Consider the following 1,295-nt stretch of genomic DNA (forward strand, 5'->3'; position numbering starts at 1 on the left):
CGGGAACGGGGACACGAACGGCAGCTGACCTGCCTGTTCGGCAAGGTGACCGTGACCCGGTGCGCCTGGCGGAGCCGCGGGCGGGCCAATGTGCACCCGGCGGACGCGCGGTTGTCGCTGCCGCGCGGTCGGCACAGCCACGGCATCAAGCGCCTCGCGGTACGCGAGGCGGTCCGTGGATCGTTCGCGCAGGCCATCTCGGCGATCACCGACCGGTGCGGGAAGGTGCTGGGCAAGCGACGGGCTGAATCCCTGGTCGTCGAGGCCGCCGTCGACATCGACGCCTTCTACCGCCACAAGATCGCCCCTGTGTGCACGGCCGATATGCCCCTGGTCATCCAGGTCGACGGCAAGGGTGTGGTGATGCGGCCCGAAGCGTTGCGCGAGGCCACCCGGCGGGCCGCCGAGGCCAAGAAGCGCCGCGGCCGGCAGGCCCGGCTCGCGCCGGGCGAGAAACCGAACCGGAAACGGATGGCGACGATCGCCACGGTCCACGACACCGTCCCCGCCGGGCGTCGTCCGCACGACATCGTCCACCCGCCGGGCGGCCGCAGCGGCCTGCGCAAGGCGAGCCCCGGCCCGAAAGCGGTCAATCGGTGGTGCACCGCGTCGCTGGTCCACGATCCGGACGACGTGATCGCCGAGGCGTTCGCCCAGGCCACCGATCGTGATCCCGGCCATCACCGGCCCTGGCTCGTCCTCGTCGACGGCGCCCGCCACCAGCTCGACCTCATCGAAGCCGAGGCGAGGCGCCGCGACGCCAAGATTCACGTTCTGATCGACTTCGTGCATGTCGCCGAGTACGTGTGGACGGCGGCGCACGCCTTTCATCCCGTCGGCAGTATCGAGGCCGAGACCTTCGCCGCGGAGAAACTCACCGCGATCCTGCACGGACACGCCGCCCGCGTCGCCGACGAGATGACCGCCAAGGCCGACACCGAGAACCTCGCCGGCACCAAACGTGACAGCGTCGCCACCTGCGTGCGCTACCTCACCGGGCATCTCGACCAGCTCCGCTACGACACCGCGCTGGACACGGGCTGGCCGATCGCGACCGGCTCTGTCGAAGGCGCCTGCCGGCACCTCATCGGTGACCGCCTCGACATCACCGGCGCCCGCTGGGGCCTCGACGGCGCCGAAGCCGTCCTCAAACTCCGTGCCGTCCACGCCAACGGCGACCTCGACGCCTACCTCGCCTACCACCACACCCGCGAACATCAGCGCACCTACCCCGACCAGCACAACTACCAACTCGGCGCCTGATCAACGACCTTCCCCCGAAAGGAGCCGCACCC

General features: G+C 70.6%; 1 protein-coding gene. It reads left to right on the top strand.

Annotation, left to right across the window (positions count from 1 at the left end):
- Window positions 1–1,263: ISKra4 family transposase (locus tag ACFU5K_RS31945; RefSeq protein WP_384068260.1), on the top strand; the 1,263-nt coding region annotated here is incomplete at its 5' end.
- Window positions 1,264–1,295 lie beyond the last annotated feature (32 nt).

This window comes from Streptomyces sp. NPDC057428 (genome assembly GCF_042803195.1).
Classification (GTDB): domain Bacteria; phylum Actinomycetota; class Actinomycetes; order Streptomycetales; family Streptomycetaceae; genus Streptomyces.